A 23,367-nucleotide genomic window follows, 5' to 3' on the forward strand; every position below is an offset into this window, starting at 1 on the left:
GCCTACCCCTCGACCGGAAATGCATCGGCGTTTTCCGGCATCCATGTTATGTGCATTGCCGCACCTTCGGCCAGTTGCCCCCGATGCGATCCGCTGGCGGTGATTTCCTGTCCGTTTTCCAGCACGACAAGGAAATCCGCGTATTGTCCCTTGAAAATGATGTCCCGGATTTTCCCGGACATCGTGCCAGCGCCGGAATGCATTTCGATTTTCTCGCTCTTGACATAGCACGCTGCGGCGTCGCCCGTTTTCAGCCCGCCGTGGCAGCGCGCCCGGATCTTGTGCCCGCTCCAGTCAAGCGTGGCGATGTTGTCCTCGATGGCGACCACTTTGCCCTCGAACTCATTTGGCGAGCCAAGAAAAGCCGCAACGAAACGGCTGGTCGGGTCATGGTAGAGGCTGAATTTCTCGCCCACCTGCTCCATCTTGCCCTCGCGCATGATCGCCATGCGGTCGGACATGGTGAGGGCTTCTTCCTGATTGTGAGTCACATAGACAAAGGGAATGCCCAACTCCAATTGAAATCGTCGAATTTCAACTTCCATTTCCTTGCGCAATTCGCGATCAAGATTTGCGAGTGGTTCATCAAGCAGCAACAAGGACGGGCGCGACACCAGCCCGCGCGCCAGCGCAACGCGCTGTTTCTGCCCCCCCGAAAGCTGGTGCGGATAGCGGTTTTCCAGCCCTTCCAGATGGACAAGATCGACCACCCATTTCAGGTTCGCGGCCTTGTCGGCCTCGGAGCTTTTCTGCATCTTCAGCGGAAAAATGATGTTTTCCGCCACGGTTTTGTGCGGGAACAACAGGAAATCCTGGAACACCATGCCAATGCCGCGCATATACGGGGGAAGTTTGGTTACCTCCGTGCCGCCGATCACGATGCGGCCCGTATCCGGGGTTTCGAGCCCGGCGATCATCCGCAACATGGTGGTCTTGCCCGATCCGGATGGGCCAAGCAGAGCAAAGAATTCAGTCTGGCCGACCTCGATGCTTATGTCGTCCGCAGCAGTTATGTTTCCGAAATGCTTTGAAACATTTTCAAGTGTAAGGACAGCTTTCGACACGGCGCACCCCCCCCTTCCTGTTTTTGATCCATTCATTTGCAACCATCCGGAATGGTGCAAAAAGCCCCCGCCCGCAGCATGGCGGGCGGGGGCTGTTTCCGCCTGCCTAGGCGGCTTCGACCTCGGACCAGACGCGTTCCCACTTCTCGGGAGAAGACGGCGCATCGAATTGATACAGGCCCTTGATGGCGCCGGTTTCGTTCAGGAACATGGTTTCCACATAGCGTTCGGGGATCAGGCTGCGCACGTCCACAGTCGGCGACCAGCCCACATCGGTGGCGATGATGGCCATGTTCTCCGGTTTCAGGCGCCAGTTGATCCACTTGTGCGCCAGTTCCAGGCGCTCGCTGTCCACGCCCTCGGTGATGGCCCAGGTGTCGACCCAGCCCAGGCCGCCCTCGCGCGGGCGCAGAACGTGCTGCATGTTGAGGTCGGTCTCGCCGTCCATCTTGTCGAACGCGATCCGGCGGTAGATGCCAGACCATTCGGGCGACACCCAGACCGCCTGCGCGCGCAGGAGGCGCTCCAGCGTGTCTTCGTCGTTCCAGCGCGTCAACAGCAGGCTTTTCTGTTGGATCAACAGGCGCTTGGCTTCTTCCAGTTCGGCATCCGTCAACACATAGGGGTTGAACGGCTTGCCGTCCGGGCGCGGCCCGTCCTTGGCGCCCAGCGTGTCGGCGGCCAGAATGCCGGCCAGCGCGATGTTTTCCTCGAACCGCGCGCTGGTCGAGATATGGCCGGCGTATTTGGGGTTGAACAGCACCGACAGGCTGTCGGCGTCTTGCGCCGCGATCTTGTCGAGGTTCACGGTCAGCCCGTAGCCGCCCCAGCAGTTCGGCGCGGCGATCATGTCTGAACCGCCTTCTTCCTGCAACAACATGTAATTCGGCGCTTTGAAGTCGTCGAAAACATACTGCATGTTGTCGAGCTGGCCATAATCCACCGGTTGGGTGAGGCCCTGTTTGCCATAAAGGCGCGGCCAGAAACCGTCGCCCATGACCAGATCGAAGTCCGTTGTGCCGCCGGTTTTCAGCTTGTTGTAGGCCTCGGAATTGCCGTCGAAAAACCCGGACGACACCTTGACGCCGTATTCGTTTTCGAAACCGGAGACGATGGATGAGACATTGTAGTGCTCCCAGCCCAGCCAACGCAGTTCCAGCGTTGCCGCCTGCGCGTTGCGGATGAAAGGCGTCGAAAGCGCGATCGCGCCGGCGCCCTGCAGCAGTTTTCTTCGCGTGAATGACATTGTTCTTCTCCCTTTGGTCAGTTGGTTGGTTGGTTGGATCCGCCAGATGCGAATTGCGGCGGCATGGCATTGGGTCAGATTGCGTCCTCCCTGACCTCAAATCCGAGTGGTCCCTCTATGCCGGCGGCGACTATTTCCGATACCGGCACAAGCAAGCGGCGCTCTGGCAGGCAATGAATTTTCCGGCGCCAGACGACGCCCCGGCCATTGACCGCGACCAATTCGCCGCGAACATCCTTGGTGACGCGCAATTGCAGGTCTCGCATGCCGGAATTGCCGTCGGCCGACCCGAGTATCTGCGGCATGACGTATTTCAGACGACTGTCGCGGATTTCGATGCGCAGGGCGGACGATCGGACAGGCAGCTTTCCGGTCAGATCGGCGGCGGCCCATAGTCCGGCCTTTCGCCCTTCGTTCCAGCTCCAGCCGGCGGTTTCGACCGGGCGCAGCAAATTGCCGGCGGCGAAGTAATCCGGGTCCGAACAGCGCCCCCATTGATCGACGACCGGGCCGCCGGTTGCCCGGTCAACCTCAAGATGGCCGGAGCGCGCGAGGGCCGAGTCCGGCGTGAACCGACCGCTCAGCACCACGCCGTCGCACGCGATCTCGCGGGTTGCCCCGTCAGGCCCCGCAACCCGGACCGCCGTTACGGTCTTGTCGCCAAGGATTTCCACAAGTCGGGCGCCGGTGAGAAGACTGACCCCAACCAGCCGGGGGAACAGCGCCAAAGGCCATCGGGCGGTGACGCGGGCGTTCGGCTCGATCATCGCGACCGGCGTGATGCCGGCATGGCGGCAGGTCATGATGGCGGAAAACGCCACCAATTCGCTGCCCACGACAACCGGGCGGCGGAACGGGCGGCGGTTCTTGAGGTAAACCATGGATTGCAATGCGCCGGTATTCAGCACGCCCTGCACGCGCACCCCGGACACCAGCCGCGCGGAACGCGGGGTTTCGCGCACGCCTGTGGCATAGATGACCCGGCGCGCCGACAGCTTCAGCAGGCCCTGCGCAACGGCCACCAACAGGGCGCCGCCGGGTCGGGCCTCGACCACTGTCGCCATGGTGTGGATTTCCGCACCCGCCCGTTGGGCCCGCGCCACCAGCCGCGCGGCATAGGCGGGGCCACGCAGAATGCGCCTGAACTCGCGCATGCCAAATGGCGGATGGCCGCAGTGGCGCGGAATGCCGCCGGCCTCGGCTTCGCGTTCAAGGATCGCCACGCGCCCGATCCCGGCTTCCTTCAATGCTGTTGCCGCCGCCAGCCCGGCGGGCCCCCCGCCAATGACGGCAACGTCAATCGGCGCGCCGCTTGTGAGGGGGTGGCTATCCATTGCCGATCTCTTCGCCGATCGGCATGTCAAAATGACCGCTGGTCAGGTCCGCCAGCCTTGCCAGACAGAAAAAACCCTGACATCGGCCCATGGTCACGCGGGTCTGCCGTTTCAGTCCCGCCAATGAGCGCGCCGCCAGCGGACCGCGCAGGGCCGCCTCGATTTCACGTCGGGTGACCAGTTCGCAATGGCAGACGATTTCACCATGCCCCGCGGCCTGCCAATCTCGCTGGCCGCTTTGCGCCAGCATGTTCGCCCCGGGCACGACCGGATCCGGAACGCGCCTATGGGACGGACCCATTTTACTATACAAATCAAATACATGATTGGCGATCCCCAGGGCGCCGCTCAGCCCGGTCGACCGGATCCCGCCAACGGTGATCCAGTTTTTTTCCGACGTCGCATCAATCCGGTAGTCCTTTTCCTCGGAGGCTGGACGCAGCCCCGCATATATCGCCGTGACAGGCAGGTCTTCCAAAGCCGGTATCTTGGCGATGCCATCCTCGATCAGCGCCCGCAGCGACGTTTCATCCGTCGAGGCGTCGGTCCGGCTTTCCTGATCCTCGGCGGTCGGGCCAACCGCAAGATTGCCAAACACCGTGCGAAACACCACGATCCCCTTGGTGCGCTCGGTCGGCACCGGCAGGATCACCGAGGACACAAGCCCACAGGCGGCCTTGTCAAACACCACGAACTGGCCCTTGCGCGGGGTGATATGAAACCGTGATTTTCCCAACAAAGCCGTGTCGAGCAGATCCCCGAACAGGCCGGCGCAATTAATCACCGAACGGGCTTTCAACACCCCTGTCGAGGTTTCCAGGCGCCACAATGCGCCGTCAAAGTCACCGCCCGTCACCTCGCATGCGGTGAAAACCCGGGCGCCGTTGGCCAGCGCCTGACGCAGATAGGCGTAAGGGGCCGACCATGGGTCGATGATCCCCTCTCCGGGCACCTCGACCGCCCCCAGCGCATCATGGCTCAGGTTCGGTTCGCGGGCGCGCAAGGCCCGTGCGGTGATGATTTTCACATCATCGACCCCATTTGCGTGCGCCAACGCCTGCACCGATTCCAGCCCAGCCAGTTGTTCGGGCGTCCAGGCCACCACCAGAGCGCCTGATTTTTCATGCACCAGGCCCAGATCCTCGTGAACGTTCAGATATTCCCGGTAGCCATCTCGCACGCAATCCAGTTCAAGCGACCCAAGGGGGGCATCAAAGCCTGTGTGAAGAATGGCGCTGTTGGCCTTGCTGGCGCCGTCCAGAATGTCGGGCGCCTTTTCAAGCACCGCCACGCGGGCGCCCTCCAGCGTGAACCGTCGTGCAACGGCGCAGCCCACAACGCCAGCGCCGACAACAACAACGTCATGGATTTCCGACTGAATGCGGCGCGAGGCCTGTTGCCCGGATGTTGACTGTTGTAGCGTCATTGGTTCGCTTCCGCAGGTCAGAATGATGACCATATTGGTAATGCGAATGTCGAACTCGGTCAATGTTGGGTTGTGAAGAAGAATGAAGATTCATGAACGCCAGGACAAACTGGTTGATATCGTAAGGAAAAACGAAAAGGCCTCGGTCCAGTATCTGGCCGAGGCCCTGGGCGCGTCCCGCGAAACGATTCGCCGAGACCTCACGCAGCTGGCGAAAGCGGGCAAGATCCAGAAAGTCCACGGCGGGGCGATCATTCCGCGCATTCTGGGCGAGGCGCCGTATCAACGCCGGTTGTCAAAGGATGTCGAGGCCAAGATCAGGATCGCCAAGGCGGCGGCGGCGCTGTTCAAGCCCGGTGAAACCCTGTTGATCGATACCGGCTCGACGACACTGTATTTTGCCGAGGAAATCGCCCGGATCGCCGGACTCACCATCGTAACCAATTCCACGGAAATCGCCCGCACCATCGCGAAGGCGAAAAATGGCAGCCGGGTCTTCTTGCTGGGCGGCGAATTCGCGGCGGACAACAGCCAGACGATCGGCGCGATGGTGACCGCGCAAATCAGGTCGTTTCGCGCCCACCACGCGGTTCTGACCATCGGGGCGCTGGACCTGCGGACGGGCGCCATGGACTACGATTTCGAGGAAGCGCAGGTGGCGCAGGCCATGATCGGGCAATCCGACAAACTGACGGTGCTGGTGGACAGTTCGAAATTCGATTCGCTGGCCTCGTTCGAAGTATGCCCGTTATCGGAAATCCAGACTCTGGTTTGCGACGAAGCGCCCCCAATCGACATCCGAGAGGCCCTGGCGGAGGCCGGCGGGCGCCTGGTTCGAGCTGCGGCGCAAAACGGGTGACGGGATTTGAGAGGCCGGCGCATTCTGGCGGGCGTTGAAGCCAGCCCGAACCTCCAGAGCAGAGCTGCGCCATGAAAGAGAATACGGATGTCGCCAACGTCGCCAGCCGTATTCGGTCGAGGATCCGCCGACGAAGATCGCCCGAGAACGCGCGTGCCGCATGTTGGCAGCCCCCCGTCGGCGCGAAACGGCGGAGCGCCAGCCGCCATTCAGGCGTATCGGTTTTGGACCTCCATCAACGTGCCGAAACACGATTGGTTCGCCGCACGTCCAGCAAGTCGCCAAGGTCCATCCCGCAATCCAGCCAAATTTCTCCAACGAGACCCTTGGCGTGGCAAAACCATCCACAGTCACGGTTGCCCTTGCCGCCGCCTTGCACCGTTCGCAACCGTGCCAACCGGCTGCGTCACTGCCAATGGACCAGCGTGCAAGATGGGGGCGAGTGACCGTCAGTGAAAGCTCGCCTGAAACGTCGTCGGCGTCAGGGAAACATGAGCGTCGAGCGGCGGGTGCAGTTCAAAGGCTCTGGGCTCGCGTGAGAAGTGGTAGAGCCGGAACAGGCGCCATTCCGAGCGCCGCTCCTCGGCCACGGCCAGTTCGTTGCGGGTGATGTGGAAGGGCGTGCGCTCCCAACCGTTCGTGGTCTTGACCTCGATCAGCCGCGGCTGACCGTCCGGCGCAAAGCTGGCGATGTCATAGCCCGCGCCGTCGCCATCCTCCTCCGACACCCAGCGGATCTTGCGCGCCAGATCCGCGCGCCCGGCGGCCTTGAGCGCCGCCCGCTCATGCGCCAGTACGCGCTCCTCGCCGGCGCGCCCCAGGGCGCGGTTGCGTTCGTCCCGACCGGCCACGTCGAACTTCGCGGCCACGTGCAGCATCTGTTCGAGCTCCTGCGGCGGCGGCTGGTTCGAGAGCGTCGGCGCCGGGCCGACCCAAAGCGGCGCCGCTTCGCGCAATCCGGCGGCTGTCTCTGGCAAGCGCCCCAGCCACGCGGGATTGAATGCCAGCCAACGCGCCACGGCATCGATGAGGGAGGACTGGAAATTGAACGCAGGCTTGTAGCCGGGGATCCAGTCCTCGCCGAGCCCCTTCAGCACCGCACTGATGTTCTGGTGCTTGAACTCGACGGACCCCTCGGACCGGCCGTTCAAGAGCGGCAGGAGCGCCCGACGGCGCCCGGCCTTGTTGTACGGGCGCCCGGCGATGTCTTCGGCCAGCATCGCGAAGTGATCCGCGACGATCCGGTCGTTTTCTTCATCGCTCCAGGGTCCGCTCGACATCGCCAGCCAGGCTAGAGGCGGAATGCGCTTTTGTCATCAAGGCTTTCGGGGAAGCCCGGGCGACATGCGCCGCCACCTCTACGCATCAATCCGCCACCAACCCCACAAGCTGCGCCTCCTGTTGGTTCGGGTCATGTTCCCCTCGCAGGCATTGGAAACAGGGGGCGAAGTTTTGGCGGGGTTGAAACTCAGCCCATTGAAAACACGGTGAAAAATCACACCGAACCGAATTGCGCGAGGTTCGCCTGACCAGAGACCGGGGGCGGTTCAGAGACTAAAACCGGGGGTGCGGCCCGTCTCGGCGGTTCGCACCCCTCCCGCAAACCCCTTTGAAAACGGGAAAAATCCCGGCGCGCGCCGGGGCAACACGGGTTTCGCAATGGCGATGGTGGCGGAGAGACAGGGATTCGAACCCTGGGTGGAGTCACCCCCACAACGGTTTTCGAGACCGCCCCGTTCGACCACTCCGGCACCTCTCCGCTTGTCGGGCGCTCAGCCGATGGGGCGGTGTTTAGCCATTGCGACCGGGCGTTGCAAGACGCTAATCAAGCGCGCGGCGCAGAACAAACGCCTCGCCGCCGGGACTGCGCACTTGACTTGCGCGGCGTGCGCGGGGATAACGCGCGCTCCTGCGGGGCGCCGGTCGGCGGCGCGCGGGTTTTGCGTTTCAATTCGCCCCGAAGGGGGCGCGCTGTCCGAAGGCGGGACCGGCCGCAAGGCCCCGGTCCCCGAAAGTCCGCGAAGCGGCGCCGCAGGACGCGACGACGGGAAGGAAATCGCGAGATGTTCGCGGTCATCAAGACGGGCGGCAAGCAATACAAGGTTGCCGAAAACGACGAATTCACGGTTGAGAAGCTCGCCGCCGAGGCGGGCGAGACCGTGCAGTTCAACGAGGTTCTGATGCTGGGCGGCGAGGAGGACGGCGAGACCGCCATCGGCGCGCCCTTCATCGAAGGCGCCGCGGTGCAGGCCGAGGTGGTCGAGCAGACCCGCGCGCCCAAGGTCATCAGCTTCAAGAAGCGACGCCGCAAGGCCTCGTCGAAGCGCAAGAAAGGCCATCGTCAGCACCTGACCGCCATCCGGATCACCGGCATCCTGGCGACGGGCGGCGAGGCGACCGGCGTCAAGCCGGCCCTGGGCGCGCGCGCCGCGCCCAAGGCCGCCGATTCCGCCGCCGAAGCCGCCGCCGAGTAACGACAGACCGAAGGAGATCAGACGATGGCACATAAAAAGGCAGGCGGGTCTTCCCGCAACGGCCGCGACTCCGCCGGTCGGCGTCTCGGCGTCAAGAAATTCGGCGGCGAGGCGGTGATTCCGGGCAACATCATCGTGCGCCAGCGCGGCACCCGCGTGTGGCCGGGGCTGAACGTGGGCATGGGCAAGGATCACACCCTGTTCGCCACCGCCGAGGGCAACGTCCAGTTCCGCAAGGGGCTGAAGGGACGCACATTCGTGTCGATCCTCCCGCGGGAGGATGCGGCGGAGTAACCGTCGGGTCGCATGATCCAGGTTCCAGGGGGCCGGCGGATCACCGCCGGCCCTTTCGGTTTCCAGCAGTGCGTCGCGCCCGTATTGCGCCTGACGCAAGCCGCGACAGCGCGGCGTTCCAACACCCGCGTCGCGGATCGGCGCGCCCGGCGCCGTTTCGGCGCCACGCCGTGAAAGGAGGACCGATGCTTGACGCAGGCATGATCGCGCAGGACATCACCGCCGAGCGCCTGACGCTGCGCGCGCCGCGGATGTCGGATTCCGGGCTGATCGGGCTGTATCTCGGCGATGCGCGGGTGGCGCGGATGCTCACCTCGATCCCGCATCCCTATCCCCCCGGCGCCGCGGAGGCGCTGGTGGAGCGCACGCGCGCAGGCAAGCGCGGCGGGCCGCTCTACGTCATGGACGCCGCCTGCGCGGGCGGGCCGGAGGTGGCCGGCATGGTGTTCGTGAACGGCGCCGGCGCGGGGCCGGACGGCAGGACCGGGGTGTTCAGCCTTGGCTACGTGGTCGGCCCGGCGCTGTGGAACAACGGCTACGCCACCGAGGCGGTGGGCGCGACCGCGCGGCGCCTGTTCTCCGCCGGCGCGCAGGCGCTGACGGCCTGCGTCTTCACCGACAATCCAGCCTCGGCCAAGGTGCTGACCCGGCTGGGATTCGCCTATGTTCGCGAAGATGTGGAGCATTGCGCGGCGCGGGGCGCCGTCGCGCCGGTCTGGCGCTATCGGCTGGAGCGGGACGGCTGGGCGGCCCGACCGACCGGCGCGTGACGCTGCGCACCCAAAGGCAGATCCTGCGCCCGCCCGTCGCCCGGGACGCGGCGCCGCTGGAATGGGAGGCGGCGCGGATGCGCAGCGCCATGCCGTTTCGCTGCGACGCCGCGCTCGGGCATGGGGTCGAGCCCCTCGGACGGGGGCGGCTGACGTCGGGCTGGCTCATCGACAACCGGGCCTCGGGCGCGGCGCCGGACCGGCTCGGATTCGCGCGGACCGGCGAAAGCATGCAGCCCTGCCGGGCGCGCGGCTGCGACGTGGCCCATGCGGACATGGCGCTGACGCGCGCGGTCTGGCTGGCCGCGCAGGCCGCGCAGGCCGCGCAGGTCGGTGCGACGGATCGCGGCTGACGGGGGGCATGGCGGGCGGGGCGCGCACCCCCGCGACCGCGCCGACGACGCCGCATTGACGCGACAGGGCGAAACCGCCATTCAGGCCGCGAAAGGGTCTCACGCATGAAATTTCTCGATCTGGCGAAAGTCCATATTCGCTCCGGCGCCGGCGGCCCGGGCTGCATTTCCTTTCGCCGCGAGAAATACGTCGAATACGGCGGCCCCGACGGCGGCAATGGCGGGCGCGGCGGCGATGTCTGGGTCGAGGCGGTGGACGGGCTCAACACGCTCATCGATTACCGCTACCGCCAGCATTTCAAGGCGAAAAACGGCCAGCACGGCATGGGCGCGCAGCGCACCGGCAAGGATGGCGACGAGGTGGTGCTGAAAGTGCCGGTGGGCACCGAGATCCTCGACGAGGATCAGGAAACGGTGATTGCCGATCTCACCGAGCTGGGCCAGCGGGTGCGGCTGGCCAAGGGCGGCAACGGCGGTTTCGGCAACCTGCATTTCAAGAGCGCCACCAACCGCGCCCCGCGCCGCGCCAATCCCGGGCAGGAGGCGGTCGAGCGCACCATCTGGCTGCGCCTGAAGCTGATCGCCGACGCCGGTCTGGTGGGCCTGCCCAACGCCGGCAAGTCGACATTCCTGGCCGCCACCTCGAACGCGCGGCCCAAGATCGCCGATTACCCGTTCACCACGCTGCATCCCAATCTGGGCGTGGTCGGGGTCGACGGCGCCGAATTCGTCATCGCCGACATCCCGGGCCTGATCGAGGGCGCCCATGAGGGCAAGGGCATCGGCGACCGGTTTCTTGGCCATGTGGAACGCTGCGCCGTGTTGCTGCAGCTGGTGGACGGGACTTCGGCGGACGTGGCGGAGGATTATCGCGTGGTCTCCCATGAACTGGAGGCCTATGCCGAGGATCTGGCGCGAAAGCCCCGGGTGGTGGCGCTCAACAAGGCCGACGCGCTGGATGCGCAGACCATCGCCGAAAGGATCGCGGCGCTGGAGGCGGCGGGCGCCGGGCGGGTGATGGCCATGTCCTCGGCCTCGGGCATGGGGGTCACCGAGGTGCTGCGCGCCCTGCGCGGCGAAATCGACCGGAACCGCGCCGATGAACGCATCGCCGCCGCCGAGGAGCCGGACCCCTGGACGCCCTGAGCAAACCCGCCGCCGCGCTGACGCGGGCGAAGCGGTTGAGCGTGAAGATCGGCTCGGCGCTGCTGGTGGACGCGGCGACCGGGACGCTGCGCCGCGACTGGCTTGCCGGCATGGCGGCGGATCTGGCGGCGGCGCGGGCGCGCGGGGCCGAGGTGCTGGTGGTGTCCTCGGGCTCCATCGCGCTGGGGCGGCGGGCGCTGGACCTGCCCGCCGGGCCGCTGGCGCTGGAACAGGCGCAGGCCGCCGCCGCGGTGGGCCAGATCCGGCTGGCCCAGGCCTATCAGGAGGCCCTGGCCCTCCACGGCATGACCGCCGCGCAGGTGCTGCTGACGCTGGAGGACACCGCCGATCGCCGCCGCTACCTGAACGGCCGCGCCACGCTGAACACCCTGCTGGGCCTCGGCGTCATCCCCATCGTCAACGAAAACGACACCGTGGCCACGGACGAGATCCGCTTTGGCGACAATGACCGGCTGGCGGCGCGCGTGGCGCTGATGGCGGGGGCCGACATGCTGGTGCTGCTTTCGGACGTGGACGGGCTCTACACCGCCGATCCGCGCATTGATCCCGGGGCGCGCCGGCTTGACGAGGTGCGCGCCATCACCCCGGAGATCGAAGCCATGGCCAGCGGCGCCGGGTCTCAGGCCGGGACCGGGGGCATGGAGACCAAGCTGCTGGCGGCCAAGACCGCGACCCGGGGCGGCTGCGCCATGGTGATCATGCAGGGGCAGGGGGAACGCCCGCTGCGGGCGCTGGCGGCGGGGGCGCCCTGCACCTGGTTCCGCCCCGAGGGCTCGCCCCTGACCGCGCGCAAGCAATGGATCGCCGGAATGCGCCCGGAAGGGCGGCTGATCGTCGATGCGGGCGCGGCGCGGGCGCTGGCGGATGGACGTTCGCTGCTGCCCGCCGGGGTGACCGGGGTCGAGGGCGATTTCCGCCGCGGCGATCCGGTGGCCATCGTCGCCCCCGGGGGCGCCTCGCTGGGCGCGGCGCTGGTGGGCTACGACGCGGCGGAATCGCGCGCCATCGCCGGGCGGCGCTCGGGCGAGATCCCGGCGATTCTCGGCTACATGCGCCGCGCGGCGCTGGCCCATCGCGACGACCTGGTGCTGTGGCGCGCCGCCGGCGACAGATAGATCCGAACCGCGAGAATGACCATGCGACTGATCCCGAAGGCCTGCGCCGCGCTGCTTCTGTTCGCGCTGGCGGGCTGCGTGCGCCCGCAAGGCGACGAATTCCGGCCGTCGCCGCCGGTGCTGATCCTGGGCGCGGCGGTTTTCCTGCCCGGCGGCGCGCCGGACCGGGAGAGTCTTGCGCAGACCGCGGTCGCGGCGGTCCCGACGCCAGGCGGCTACGCCATGAAACCCGCCAGCGACGCGCAGGTCTTCATGGCGTTCTGCGCGGCTGCCGACACCATCCAGAAACCCGATCTGGGGCTGACCGGCCGGCATCCGAGCAAGGCCGAGATCGCGGCCTGCGCCGCCAGGGGAATCGCGCTGACATCGGTGAAGCTCGCCGCGTTCAAGGGGCCGGAACCGGCGGAGGGCCCCATGCCGGACGGGGCGTTCATCGTCTATGACGCCGCCCATGACCGCCCCGAGGCCCATGCGCTGATCGCCCATATCCTGGAAAACCGGGTGGCGCTGTTCACCGGCCCCGGCTATGCAGAACTCTATCGCGCGCAAAACTGAACGAGGCCCGCCATGCCCGACGACCACGCCGCCAAGGACGACATTCACGCGATGATGCAGGCGATCGGCGCCGCCGCCAGCGACGCCGCGCGCGTGCTGGCCCATGCCAGCGCCGATCGGCGCGCCGCGGCGCTCACCGCCGCCGCCGCCGCGATCCGCGCCCGCGCCGCCGAGATCGCCGCCGCCAACGCCAGGGACATGCGGCATGGCCGCGACAAGGGGCTGAGCCCGGCGATGCTGGACCGGTTGATGCTGGACGAGTCGCGCATCGCCGCCATGGCCGACGGGCTGGACGCGGTGGCCGCGCAGCCCGACCCGGTGGGCGAGGTGATCGGCGAATGGGACCGGCCCAACGGCTTGCATTTCCGTCGCGTGCGCACGCCGATCGGGGTGGTTGGCGTGATCTATGAAAGCCGCCCCAACGTCACTGCGGATGCGGGCGCGCTATGCCTGAAATCGGGCAACGCGGCGATCCTGCGCGGCGGCTCGGAAAGCGTTTGCTCCTCGGGCGCGATCCACCGGTGTTTGCAGGACGGCCTGCGCGCCGCGGGGCTGCCCGAGGCGGCGGTGCAGCTGGTGCCCACCCGCGACCGCGCCGCGGTGGGCGAGATGCTGACCATGACCAGCCATATCGATGTCATCGTGCCGCGCGGCGGCAAGGGCCTTGTCGGGCGGGTGCAGGAGGAGGCGCGGGTGCCGGTGTTCGCGCATCTCGAGGGCATCTGCCATGTCTACGCCGATCGCGACGCCGACCCGGACAAGGCGCGCGCGGTGATCCTCAACGCCAAGACCCGGCGCACCGGGACCTGCGGCGCGGCGGAATGCCTGCTGCTGGACGCGCCTTTCGCCGCCGCTCACGGCGCGGAGATCGTCGGCGCCCTGATCGAGGCCGGGGTGGAGGTGCGCGGCGACGCGGCGGTGCAGGCGCTGGATGCGCGGGTGACGGCCGCCGGGGACGATGACTGGGGCCGCGAATTCCTCGACATGATCATCGCGGCGCGGGTGGTGGACGGGGTGGACGGGGCGATCGCCCATATCGCGCGCCATGGATCGCGACACACCGACTGCATCCTGACCGAGAACGACGCGACGGCGGATCGGTTTTTCGCGCGCGTGGACAGCGCCATCGTGATGCGCAACGCCTCGACCCAATTCGCCGATGGCGGCGAATTCGGCATGGGCGCCGAAATCGGCATCGCCACCGGCAAGCTGCACGCGCGCGGGCCTGTCGGGGCGGCGCAGCTCACCTCGTTCAAGTATCTGGTCGAAGGGGATGGCGCGCTGCGCCCCTGAGACCCAGGGCGCTTCGACGGCGGATCGGGATCCGGCCAGCGAAACCACCCCGATTCGCGTCCGAACCGTCAGCGGTTGGCGAACAGTTCGGCCATGAAATCCACCATCTCCGGCGCCATGCGATCGCCCCAGCCCGAGGCCTTGGCCACCCCCAGCGCGGTCTTGGCCGCCTGACCCATCAGCGACGGCGCGCCGAATTCATCGGCCATGGCGGCGTAATAGCCCACGTCCTTGCGGGCGTTGGCGATGGAAAACGCCAGTTCGATGCGCTGATCCACGGCCTGGGCGCGGATGAAATCCATCATCCCCGATTTCAACGGCCCGGCTGACATCACGTCATACAGCGCCTGACGCTCCAGCCCGGCGAGATCGGCCATGGCGAAGGCTTCCGACATGGCGCAGGCGGTGGTCATGGCGAAAAAATTGTTGATCAGCTTCAGCGTATGCCCGGCGCCCAGCGGGCCGAGGTGAAAGATGTTCTCGCCCAGATCCTCGAAAACCGGCTTCATGTCCGCGAAGGTCGCCGAGTCGCCCGCCGCCATGATGTTGAGCTTGCCGTCGACCGCATGGCTGGGCGTGCGGCCCAGCGGCGCATCGAGCATCCGCCCGCCCGCCGCCGCGACCTCGGCCCCGAGCGCCTTGGTGGAGCCGGGCAGGGAGGTGCCGAAATCAATCACCGCGGCGCCCGGGTTCAGATGCGCGATCACCCCGTCGGGCCCGCGCATGACGGCCTCGACCGAGGTCGAGGCGTCCACGCAGAGCATCACCACGTCAGACGCGGCGGCCAGGTCGCCGGGGGTCTTCGCCTCGGTCGCGCCGCGCGCCACCGCCGCGTCGATGGGCGCGCGGTTGCGATGCGCGATGACGGTCAGCGGATAGCCCAGCGATTGCAGGCGCTCGACCATGGCCGAGCCCATGAGGCCGAGTCCGATGAATCCGATGCGGGGTCTGGTCATGTCGCGTCTCCCTGAATCCGGTCTTGTCCGTTGAAGGTTTCGGGCACGTCATCGGGGCGGATCATGCGCCCGGTCTGCGCCGAAAGCCGCACCGCCAGCGTCGCCGCCAGCGTTGCGCGCCCGTCGGCGCCGTCGATCAGCGCCGCCGCCTCGCCCCGCGCCACGGCGATGAAATGCGCAAGCTGCGCGGCGAGCGGCGGCGGCGCACCCCGCGCCAGCCCCAATTCCATGCGCGCGAGCGGGCGGGACCAGTCGCCGGGGCCCTCGCCCTCGTCGCGCCAGAGGGTCAGCGAGGGGAAGTCGAGCGCGCCCTCGGTCCCGGCGAACCGCAGGCAGTTGCGCCCGGACCCGGCGATATGGGGGTTCTCGCCGCTGGCGGCCTCGAACCCCCAGGGGCTGAGCCCGGTATCGGACATGGCGAAGCTGCCAAGGGCGCCGTTTGCGAAGCGCAGCGCCACGGCGGCGGAATCCTCCACCGGGCCGTCGCGGGCGGCGCTGGAGGTCATGGCGGTGATTTCAGAAATTTCGCCAACGAGATGTCGGATCAGATCAATGTCATGGATGAGGTTGATCAGCACCGGTCCGCCGCCCGCCGCCACCCGCCATTCAGCGGCGAAATACGCGTCGGGCTTGCGCAGCGACCAGATCCCCTGCACCAGAACCAGCCGCCCCAACGCACCGGCGGCGAGCGCGGCGCGGGCCTGCGCAACGAAACCGTGATGGCGGCGATGATGGCCGATCAGCAGCGGCGCGCCGGCGCGCGCGCAGGCGGCGATCAGCGCGTCGGCCTCGGCCAGGGTCGGGGCGACGGGCTTTTCCATCAGCACCGCCCAGCCGCGCGCCGCCGCCTCGGCCCCGAGCGGCGCATGCAGGGCGGTGGGCGCGGCGGTGATGACGGCGCGGGTGTCCGGGGGGATGGCCTGCAGATCGGCGACCACGGGAAAGCCTTCGCCGCCCAATCGCGCCCGCAGCCCCGCATCGGGTTCCGCCAGCGCGGTCAGGCGGCAGGCGTCGCTTTGCATCGCCAGCGCCGCGTGGCGACGCCCGATCAGCCCGCCGCCGAGCACCGCCAGCGGCAGCGGCGCGGTCATCATGGCGCCCGGCCGATCATCTCATGGCCCCGCTCACATCACCGCCCCGATCTGCCAGGGCACGAATTCGTAATCGCCGAGCCCCTGGGATTCGCTTTTCGAGGCCTCGCCCGAAGCGACGCGCAGCACCAGATCGTAGATTTCGCGCCCGACCTCCTCGATGGAGGCCCCTTGGGACATGACGCGCCCTGCGTCCACGTCCATGTCTTCGTCCATGCGCGCGGCCATCTGGCTGTTGGTGGCGATTTTCACCGTCGGCGCCGGCTTTGAACCAAACGCCGAGCCGCGCCCGGTGGTGAAGGCCACCATGTTGCAGCCCGAGGCGATCTGACCGGTCACCGAGGCGGGATCGTATCCGGGGCTGTCCATGAAAAGAAACCCCGACTTGTCAATGGGTTCAGCGTATTTGTAGACCCCGTTGAGCGGCGTGGTTCCGCCCTTGGCCGCCGCGCCGAGGGATTTTTCGAGGATCGTGGTCAGCCCGCCCTTCTTGTTGCCGGGGCTGGGGTTGTTGTCCATGGAGCCGTGGTTGCGGGCGACGTAATCTTCCCACCACAGGATGCGCTCCACCAGCTTTTCGCCGATCTCGCGGCTGGCGGCGCGGCGGGTGAGCAGATGCTCGGCGCCGTAGATCTCCGGCGTTTCGGCCAGCAATCCGGCGCCGCCCTGCGCGGTCAGCAGATCGCAGGCGTGGCCGAGCGCGGGATTGGCCGAGATCCCCGACCAGGCGTCGGAGCCGCCGCATTGCAGCGCCAGCCGGATCTCCGAGGCCGGGCAGGGCGTGCGCCGCGCCGCGTTGGCCAGCGGCAGCATGGCGCGGATCTTGGCGACGCCCATTTCGACCGTGCGGCGCAGGCCCGCGACCTCCTGAATGTTCATGGTCTGGAACAGCGGCCCGGATTTCAGCCCGTAGGCCTCCAGCAGCCAGTCGATCTGGTTCATCTCGCAGCCGAGGCCCACCATCAGCACGCCGGCGTGGTTGGGGTGCCTGGCGTAGCCCCACATCACCCGCTGCAGGGCCTCGAACCCGTCGCCGTTGCCGGCCATGCCGCAGCCGGTGCCGTGCACATAGGCGACGACGCCGTCGACATTGGGGTGGCGCGCCATCTCCTCGGGCCCGAAGGCGTCGGCGATCATTCGCGCCGCGGTGGCCGAGCAGTTCACCGAGGTGAGCACGGCAAGGTAGTTGCGCGTGCCGACGCCGCCATTGTCGCGGCGATAGCCCATGAAAATGTCGCGATCCGCAGGCGCCGCCATGGCCGGCGGGCGCAGGTCGGTGGCGAATTCGTAGTCATGGCTGGTGGCGCGGAATTCGACATTCTGCGTGTGCACGTGATCGCCGGGCGCGATGTCCTGCGAGGCGTAGCCGATCAGTTGCGCGTATTTCACCACCGGTTCGCCCGCCGCGATCGGCGCGACGGCGATCTTGTGGCCGCGCGGGATCAGCGCGCGGGCGGCGACGCCCTCGACCTGTTCGCCGATCTCGATGGGCCCGAGCGCGGTCACCACGTTGTCGGCGGCCGCCAGGCGGACGGTTTTTCTGCTGTCGCTCATGCGGTGTCCCCCGATGACCCACGCGCCGGGCCGGATGCGGCCCGGCGCGCGGGCCCTATGGCTTGACTTCGGAAATCAGCGGCTGATCGGCGAACAGCGCCGCGATGTTGCGCGCCACCATGTCGCCCATGGCCCAGCGGGTGCGATGCGTGGCGCTGGCCTGGTGGGGCGACAGCACCACGTTGTCGAGCTTGAACAGCGCCTCGGGCACGTTCGGTTCGTCGGCGAACACGTCGAGCGCCGCGCCGCCGAGGCCGCCATTGACCAGCAGGTCGACCATCGCCGGTTCGTCCACCAGCGAGCCGCGCCCGACATTGACGAAATTGCCCTCCGGCCCCAGCGCCTCCAACACCGCGCGCGACACGATGCCATCGGTTTCGGGGGACCCGGGCGCGATGGCCACAAGCCAGTCGACCTCGCGCGCCATTTCTTCAAGATCGCCGTAATAGCGGTAGCTTGCGCCGGATTGTTCGGAGCGCCCGTGATAGGAAATCCGCATCTTCATGGAATCGCAGCGCAGCGCGATCTCCTTGCCGATGCGCCCCAGCCCGAGGATGCCGACGCTCGCCCCCGCCAATTGCCCGGTGAGCGGGTAATTGCCTTCGGGCCAGCGGCCTGCGCGGGTGTAGGCGTCGGCCTGCGGGATGCGCCGCGCCAGCCCGATCATCAGCCCCAGCGTCAGTTCGGCCACCGCGTCGTTGAGCACGTCCGGCGTGTTGGTCACCCTGACCCCGCGCGCCGCGCAGGCGGGCACGTCGATGGGATCGTAGCCGACGCCGAAGGAGGCGATCAGCTCAAGCGCCGGCAGGCGGTCCATGATCTCGGCCGGACAGCCGGCATGGCCGCCGGTGGCGACGGCGCGGATTTTCGGGCCGTGCAGGGCGAAGAACGCGTCGCGGTCGTCGATCTCCCACAGGCGATGCACGGTGAAACCGGCGTCCAGCGCGTCCATGCAGCTTTGCAGCATGGGGGCCATCATCAGGATCTGGTTCATGCCGGGGTCTCGATGTCGTCTTCAAGAAAATAGCGGATGTTGTCCTCGAAGCTCGCATCCGGCGTGAAGCCCAGCGCCAGCGCCTTGGTCGGGACGATCCGCGAGCGGAACCCGTTGACCAGCCCTTCGATATGCGCGTCGCGCTCCCATGTGATGCGGGTCGCGGGCTCGGGTCCGGCGACGGCGGTCATGGCGGCGATCATCTCGCCGATGGTGTCGCAGCGGCCCGGCAGGGCGAAACAACGATTGAGACCAAGATCCTGCGCGTCGATCTTCGCGGCATGGATGAAGTTGTCGACCACCGTGCGCGCCGAGCAATGCCAGACCGGGAAATCCGTGGACACCGGGCAGTTGGCGCTTTGGCCCTGCAGCGGTTCGCGAAAGATCGACGACATGAACGAGGTGGAGGCCTTGTTCGGCTTGCCCGGGCGCACGGTGACCGTGGGCAGGCGCAGCCCGCGCCCGTCGATGAAGCCCTTGCGCGAATAGTCGGTGACGAAGAATTCCCCCGCCGCCTTTTGCGACCCGTAGGAGGATTGCGGGTTCAGCGCCGACCAGTCCTCCAGCGGGTCCGGCACGTCGCCGCCATAGACCGCCACCGAGGACGCGTAGACCAGCAGCGGCGGCGCGCCGGCCTCGATCCCGGCGGCGCGCGCGCCCTCCAGCACGTTGAGCGTGCCCATGAGGTTCACCGCCAGCCCGAGATCGAATTCAAGTTCGGCCTGCGAGGACACCACCGCCGCGAGGTGAAAGATCACGTCGCGCCCCCGCAGCGCCGTCTTGACCGCCGCCGCGTCGGTGATGTTCAGCGCCATGCCTTGGGCGCCCGGCGGCAGGTTTTCGGGGGCCGCCAGATCCGCCTGCACCATCGAGGCGATGGGCCGCCCCGCGACTTCGCCGGCCCCGGCCAGCGCCTCGGCCAGCTTGCGGCCGATGAAGCCGCCGCCGCCGATGATGATGACGTTCGCGCCGCCCGCGTCCGCGCCGGCCATCAGTGGTTGTCCCGGGGCAGGGTGTTGCGGGTGGCGTGGTAGGCGGTGGCCAGCTCCAGGCAGGCGCCTGTGTCCATCTGGCCCACGTTCTTGCGATAGATCTCCTGCCACGGCGTCTCGTTGGGCCGATCCGGCGGGGACCAGGCGGCGCGGCGGCGCGCCATCTCGTCGTCGTCGATCAGCAGGTCGAGCCGCCCGGCGTTGAGATCCAGGCGCACCGTGTCGCCGGTCTCGATGAAGGCCAGCCCGCCGCCGATCGCCGCCTCGGGCGAAGCGTTGAGGATCGAGGGGCTTTCAGAGGTCCCGGACTGGCGCCCGTCGCCAACGGTCGGCAGGTGCTGGATGCCCTGCGCGATCAGCGAATCGGGCGGCTGCATGTTCACCACCTCCGCCGATCCCGGATAGCCGACCGGGCCCACGTAGCGGATGAACAGGATGCTGCGCTCGTCGATGTCGAGCGCCGGGTCGTTGAGGCGTTCGTGGTAATCCTCCGGCCCCTCGAACACGATGGCCCGCGCGTCAAACACGTTCTCGTTGCCCGGGGTGGACAGGAACCGGGCGCGGAAATCCTCCGATATCACCGAGGTTTTCATCAGCGCGTTGTCGAACAGGTTGCCGGTGAGCACCAGGAACCCGGCTTCTTCGCGCAACGGTTCGGCGACGGTGCGGATCACCTTGGCGTCTTGCGAGCGCTGGCCGGCGAGGTTCTCGCCCACCGACTTGCCGGTGACGGTGAGCGCGTCGGCGTTGAGCAGCCCGGCCGCCAGCATCTCGCCCATCACCGCCGGCACGCCGCCGGCCTGCTCGAACCCCTCGCCCAGATATTCGCCCGCGGGCTGCATGTTGAGCAGCAGCGGCAGCTTGTGGCCCTCGGTTTCCCAGTCGCGGATGTCAAGCTCGACCCCCACATGGCGCGCGATGGCGTTGAAGTGGATCGGGGCGTTGGTCGAGCCGCCGATGGCGGTGTTGACCCGGATCACGTTCTCGAACGCCGCGCGGGTCATCACCTGCGACGGGCGCAGATCCTCATATGCCATCTCCACGATCCGCCGACCGGTGCGATAGGCCATTTCCGAACGCGCGCGATACGGGGCGGGGATGGCGGCGCAGCCCGGCAGCATCATGCCGAACGCCTCGGCCAGCGCGTTCATGGTGGAGGCCGTGCCCATGGTGTTGCAATGGCCCAGCGACGGCGCCGAGGCGCAGGCCCGGTCCATGAATTCCTGATAGTCGATGGATCCCTCCGACAGCAGGCGCCGCCCTTCCCAGATCACCATGCCCGACCCGGCGAGCTTGCCCTTCCAGTGCCCGTCCAGCATCGGCCCGCCATTGAGCGCGATCGCCGGGATGTCCACCGTGGCCGCGCCCATCAGCTGCGCCGGGGTGGTCTTGTCGCAGCCCGTGGTCAGCACCACCGCGTCGATGGGGTAGCCATGCAGCACCTCGACCAGCGACAGATAGGCGAGGTTGCGGTCCAGCGCCGCCGTGGGGCGCTTGCCGGTTTCCTGAATGGGGTGGATCGGGAATTCCAGCGGAATGCCCCCGGCGTCGCGGATCCCCGCCTTGGTGCGTTCGGCCAGGAACATGTGGATCTTGTTGCAGGGGCTGAGGTCGGACCCGGTCTGGGCGATGCCGATGATCGGTCGGCCGCTTTGCAGTTCCTCGCGCGTAAAACCCTGATTCTGATAGCGTTCCACATAGACGGCTGTCATGCCGGGATTGTCGGGATTGTCAAACCACTGGCGGGACCGGAACGGCGTTTTCGGTGTCGGCATCTGCGTTTCCCCTGGCTGCGCCGCAGTGCAATGGAACGGCGTCTCTTCGATTTTCCCGGAATAGACCACGTCGCCGCGCCCGGTGGAAGGGGGTTGCGCATAATCCGGGGGGGCGCGGATCGGGCTTGGAAGCCGCGCGCAAATATTCCAGACTTCGCGGCGATGGGCCGCGCGGCGCGGCGACAGCGCCGGTCGTCGGCCAAAGGGAGAACAGCCACGTCATGCGCACTCAGGTCGTCATCATCGGCGCCGGCCCCTCGGGTCTGCTGCTCAGCCAGCTGCTGCATCTGGAGGGCGTGGATTCGGTGGTGCTGGAGCGGCGCTCGCGCGATTACGTGCTGGGGCGGATCCGCGCCGGGGTGCTGGAATTCGGGCTGGTGGACACCCTGCGCAAGGCCCGGGTGGGGGCGCGCATGGATCGCGAGGGGCTGGTGCATGACGGCGCGCTGATCGCCTCGGCGATCGGCGAGACCCGGATCGATTTCTCGGGCCTGACCGGGCGCTCGGTGATGGTCTACGGCCAGACCGAGATCACCGCCGATCTCTACGAGGCCCGCGAGGCGCTGGGCGGCAAGGTCGTTCACGGGGCCGAGGGCGTGACGCTGCACGGGCTCGACGGCGACGCGCCGCATGTGACCTACGTCTCGGGCGGCGCGGAACGCCGCATCGACTGCGATTTCGTCGCCGGCTGCGACGGGTTCCACGGGGTCAGCCGAAAATCCATTCCCGCATCGGTGCTGCGCGAATTCGAACGGGTGTATCCGTTTGGCTGGCTCGGGGTGCTGTCCGAAACCCCGCCCGCCGCCGACGAACTGATCTACGCCCACCACCCGCGGGGCTTCGCGCTCTGCTCCATGCGCGCGCCGGAACTGTCGCGCGCCTATGTGCAATGCCCGCTTTCGGATCGGGTCGAGGACTGGCCCGACGCCCGGTTCTGGGACGAATTGCGCCGCCGCCTGCCGGCGCATGCCGCGCAAACCCTGATCACCGGCCCGTCGGTGGAGAAATCCATCGCGCCGCTGCGGTCTTTCATCGCCGAACCAATGCGTTGGGGGCGTCTGTTCCTGTGCGGCGACGCCGCCCATATCGTGCCGCCCACCGGCGCGAAGGGGCTGAACCTGGCCGGATCGGATGTGCATTATCTGCATGAGGGTCTGACGCGGTTCTATCGCGATGGCGAGACGGCGGGCATCGATGACTATTCGCGCAAGGCGCTGGCAAGGGTCTGGAAATCCGAACGTTTCAGCTGGTGGATGACCAATCTGCTGCATGTCTTCCCGCAGATGGACGCTTTCGATCGGCGGATGCAGGAAACCGATCTGGCATATCTGGCGGAGTCGCGCGCGGCCCAGACCTCGTTGGCGGAAAACTACGTCGGCCTGCCTTACTGAGGTTTTCGCACTGGCGGCTGGCAGGGCCGCGGAAAACCAAAACCGCCGCCCGATCGGGCGGCGGTTTTATTGTTTTCAGGCAAAGGTTTGTTCCGAAAACCTCAGGCGGCCTCTTCGGCCTTCTTGGGCTTGCGCTTGCGGGTGCGCTTCGGTTTCGGCTTGGTTTCAGCCGTTTCAGCCGTTTCAGCCGTTTCAGCCGTTTCAGCCGTTTCAGCCGTTTCAGCGGCCGGCGCTTCGGCGCCTGTTTCAGCCGGCGCGGGGTCTTCAGCCGGGGCGGAGGGCTCGGGCGTTTCCGAACTCGCCCCGGTTTGCGCATCCAATTCCGGCGCGGGCGCCGCATCGGGCGCGATCGCCGACTCGAGCGTGGTCTCCTCGGGCGTCGCCTCGGCCGAGGCTTCGACGAATTCCGGCTCGTTGACCTCCGGTTCGTCCACCGATTCCGCGGCCTCGGCGGCCACCTCGGCGCGACGATTGCCGCGCAGCAATTCCTTCACGTCGAATTGCTGGAGCATGAAGGCGGGCACGTGGTCGCCCATGCCGACGATCTGCCCGCCGCGTCCGCCGCGACGCTGATCGTTGCGGGGGGTGCGCCCGCCGCGATCGGCCTGGCGTTCGGCGTTGCGGCCGCGGCCCCGGCCGCCGCGCGGCGATTCGGCGCGGGCGG

Annotated in this window: 20 protein-coding genes, 1 tRNA gene and 2 pseudogenes; 10 read left to right on the forward strand and 13 right to left on the reverse strand. The window is 67.5% G+C overall.

Going from position 1 to position 23,367, the window contains the following annotated elements:
* Positions 1–2: 2 nt before the first annotated feature.
* The 4 genes from AC1HC7_RS13215 to AC1HC7_RS13230 form a co-directional block, all read right to left on the reverse strand.
* Complete coding sequence (locus AC1HC7_RS13215; RefSeq protein WP_479496315.1) at positions 3–1,064, reverse strand: ABC transporter ATP-binding protein; 1,062 nt, start codon at positions 1,062–1,064, stop codon at positions 3–5.
* 106 nt (positions 1,065–1,170) lie between these two features.
* Positions 1,171–2,310 (reverse strand): ABC transporter substrate-binding protein, encoded by a 1,140-nt coding sequence (locus AC1HC7_RS13220; RefSeq protein ID WP_479496316.1) that lies wholly within the window; start codon positions 2,308–2,310, stop codon positions 1,171–1,173.
* Between the two features lie 74 nt (positions 2,311–2,384).
* Entirely contained in the window at positions 2,385–3,644 is a 1,260-nt protein-coding gene (locus tag AC1HC7_RS13225; protein ID WP_479496317.1) for an NAD(P)/FAD-dependent oxidoreductase, read from the reverse strand.
* Positions 3,637–5,133 carry an FAD-dependent oxidoreductase gene (locus tag AC1HC7_RS13230; RefSeq protein WP_479496318.1) on the reverse strand — a complete coding sequence of 499 codons (1,497 nt, stop codon included), beginning with the start codon at positions 5,131–5,133 and terminating at the stop codon, positions 3,637–3,639. Before AC1HC7_RS13230 ends, AC1HC7_RS13225 begins: the two co-directional genes overlap by 8 nt.
* A 19-nt stretch (positions 5,134–5,152) precedes the next feature.
* Between AC1HC7_RS13230 and AC1HC7_RS13235 the strand changes: the two genes are divergently transcribed.
* Positions 5,153–5,929: a DeoR/GlpR family DNA-binding transcription regulator gene (locus tag AC1HC7_RS13235; protein ID WP_479496319.1), complete on the forward strand. Its 777-nt coding sequence runs from the start codon at positions 5,153–5,155 to the stop codon at positions 5,927–5,929.
* A 449-nt stretch (positions 5,930–6,378) separates the two neighbouring features.
* On the opposite strand, the gene AC1HC7_RS13240 is transcribed toward AC1HC7_RS13235, so the two are convergent.
* Both AC1HC7_RS13240 and AC1HC7_RS13245 read right to left on the reverse strand, forming a co-directional pair.
* Complete coding sequence (locus AC1HC7_RS13240; protein ID WP_479499097.1) at positions 6,379–7,209, reverse strand: protein NO VEIN domain-containing protein; 831 nt, start codon at positions 7,207–7,209, stop codon at positions 6,379–6,381.
* Between the two features lie 389 nt (positions 7,210–7,598).
* Positions 7,599–7,688, reverse strand: a tRNA-Ser gene (locus tag AC1HC7_RS13245).
* 304 nt (positions 7,689–7,992) lie between these two features.
* On the opposite strand from AC1HC7_RS13245, the pseudogene rplU reads away from it, so the two are divergent.
* The 8 genes and pseudogenes from rplU to AC1HC7_RS13285 form a co-directional block, all read left to right on the forward strand.
* A pseudogene (gene rplU, locus AC1HC7_RS13250) lies at positions 7,993–8,397 on the forward strand (50S ribosomal protein L21); the annotation flags it as partial.
* Between the two features lie 30 nt (positions 8,398–8,427).
* Positions 8,428–8,697 (forward strand): 50S ribosomal protein L27, encoded by a 270-nt coding sequence (rpmA, locus tag AC1HC7_RS13255; protein ID WP_479496321.1) that lies wholly within the window; start codon positions 8,428–8,430, stop codon positions 8,695–8,697.
* A gap of 185 nt (positions 8,698–8,882) precedes the next feature.
* Positions 8,883–9,467 carry a GNAT family N-acetyltransferase gene (locus AC1HC7_RS13260; protein WP_479496322.1) on the forward strand — a complete coding sequence of 195 codons (585 nt, stop codon included), beginning with the start codon at positions 8,883–8,885 and terminating at the stop codon, positions 9,465–9,467.
* Positions 9,464–9,820, forward strand: a complete 357-nt coding sequence (locus tag AC1HC7_RS13265) for a GNAT family N-acetyltransferase (RefSeq protein WP_479496323.1) — start codon at positions 9,464–9,466, stop codon at positions 9,818–9,820. Before AC1HC7_RS13260 ends, AC1HC7_RS13265 begins: the two co-directional genes overlap by 4 nt.
* A 105-nt stretch (positions 9,821–9,925) precedes the next feature.
* Positions 9,926–10,966 (forward strand): GTPase ObgE, encoded by a 1,041-nt coding sequence (gene obgE / locus AC1HC7_RS13270; protein WP_479496324.1) that lies wholly within the window; start codon positions 9,926–9,928, stop codon positions 10,964–10,966.
* Positions 10,963–12,102, forward strand: a complete 1,140-nt coding sequence (gene proB, locus AC1HC7_RS13275) for a glutamate 5-kinase (RefSeq protein ID WP_479499099.1) — start codon at positions 10,963–10,965, stop codon at positions 12,100–12,102. The genes obgE and proB overlap by 4 nt, the downstream gene beginning before the upstream one ends.
* Positions 12,103–12,123: 21 nt before the next feature.
* Positions 12,124–12,657, forward strand: a complete 534-nt coding sequence (locus AC1HC7_RS13280; protein ID WP_479496325.1) for a hypothetical protein — start codon at positions 12,124–12,126, stop codon at positions 12,655–12,657.
* A gap of 12 nt (positions 12,658–12,669) precedes the next feature.
* Complete coding sequence (locus AC1HC7_RS13285) at positions 12,670–13,950, forward strand: glutamate-5-semialdehyde dehydrogenase (protein ID WP_479496326.1); 1,281 nt, start codon at positions 12,670–12,672, stop codon at positions 13,948–13,950.
* Between the two features lie 68 nt (positions 13,951–14,018).
* On the opposite strand, the gene AC1HC7_RS13290 is transcribed toward AC1HC7_RS13285, so the two are convergent.
* Genes AC1HC7_RS13290 through AC1HC7_RS13315 form a run of 6 tightly spaced genes read right to left on the reverse strand, consistent with a single transcriptional unit; the run spans position 14,019 to position 21,312 of the window.
* The gene (locus AC1HC7_RS13290) at positions 14,019–14,906 is read right to left on the reverse strand and encodes an NAD(P)-dependent oxidoreductase (RefSeq protein WP_479496327.1); all 888 of its coding nucleotides are present in this window, start codon (positions 14,904–14,906) and stop codon (positions 14,019–14,021) included.
* Positions 14,903–15,997, reverse strand: coding sequence for a Gfo/Idh/MocA family protein (locus AC1HC7_RS13295; RefSeq protein WP_479496328.1), 1,095 nt, complete (start codon positions 15,995–15,997; stop codon positions 14,903–14,905). Before AC1HC7_RS13295 ends, AC1HC7_RS13290 begins: the two co-directional genes overlap by 4 nt.
* A gap of 33 nt (positions 15,998–16,030) precedes the next feature.
* Positions 16,031–17,551, reverse strand: a complete 1,521-nt coding sequence (locus tag AC1HC7_RS13300) for a UxaA family hydrolase (protein WP_479496329.1) — start codon at positions 17,549–17,551, stop codon at positions 16,031–16,033.
* A 55-nt stretch (positions 17,552–17,606) separates the two neighbouring features.
* The gene (locus AC1HC7_RS13305) at positions 17,607–18,545 is read right to left on the reverse strand and encodes a 2-hydroxyacid dehydrogenase (protein ID WP_479499098.1); all 939 of its coding nucleotides are present in this window, start codon (positions 18,543–18,545) and stop codon (positions 17,607–17,609) included.
* Positions 18,542–19,537, reverse strand: coding sequence for a D-erythronate dehydrogenase (denD, locus tag AC1HC7_RS13310; RefSeq protein ID WP_479496331.1), 996 nt, complete (start codon positions 19,535–19,537; stop codon positions 18,542–18,544). The genes AC1HC7_RS13305 and denD overlap by 4 nt, the downstream gene beginning before the upstream one ends.
* On the reverse strand, positions 19,537–21,312 hold the full coding sequence (locus tag AC1HC7_RS13315) for an IlvD/Edd family dehydratase (protein ID WP_479496332.1): 1,776 nt from the start codon (positions 21,310–21,312) through the stop codon (positions 19,537–19,539). Before AC1HC7_RS13315 ends, denD begins: the two co-directional genes overlap by 1 nt.
* A gap of 221 nt (positions 21,313–21,533) precedes the next feature.
* Here AC1HC7_RS13315 and pobA point away from each other — a divergent pair, with 221 nt between their 5' ends.
* Entirely contained in the window at positions 21,534–22,703 is a 1,170-nt protein-coding gene (gene pobA, locus AC1HC7_RS13320) for a 4-hydroxybenzoate 3-monooxygenase (protein WP_479496333.1), read from the forward strand.
* A gap of 101 nt (positions 22,704–22,804) precedes the next feature.
* On the opposite strand, the pseudogene AC1HC7_RS13325 reads toward pobA, so the two are convergent.
* Positions 22,805–23,367: pseudogene (locus AC1HC7_RS13325) on the reverse strand (hypothetical protein); the annotation flags it as partial.

This window comes from Oceanicella sp., assembly GCF_056449545.1.